Annotated in this window: 1 pseudogene; it reads right to left on the minus strand. The window is 45.3% G+C overall.

Annotated elements, in window-relative coordinates:
* Nucleotides 1-344 (minus strand): annotated as a pseudogene (locus tag AAEZ03_RS26370) (7-carboxy-7-deazaguanine synthase QueE); the annotation flags it as partial.

The raw sequence follows: 344 nt of genomic DNA on the forward strand, positions 1-344 counted from the left end.
GACCAATTCATTTAGCTTATGCTCGATCAACATAGCTTTTGCCCACTCATAATCGGCATGGTTCATGATGACGAACTTAAGCTGATCATGCTGAGTCAGATAGTCCAGATTTGACCATAGGTTTTTATCGACTTCGCCTGAGCTTGGCGTTTTGAGATCCATCACTTTACTGACTGCTGGCGGTACGTTTTCTACCGTGAGCGCGCCTGCAGTTTCAAGCGAGATTTCATAATCATCACTCAGTAAGCGCTTCATCAGTTCAATGGCATTCGGCTGTGCTAATGGTTCGCCACCCGTCAGACAAATACGCTTGCAAGGATAGCTTTTGATGGTCTCTATAATGG

Source organism: Pseudomonas sp. HY2-MNA-CIBAN-0224, from assembly GCF_040310285.1.
Classification (GTDB): domain Bacteria; phylum Pseudomonadota; class Gammaproteobacteria; order Pseudomonadales; family Pseudomonadaceae; genus Aquipseudomonas; species Aquipseudomonas helleri.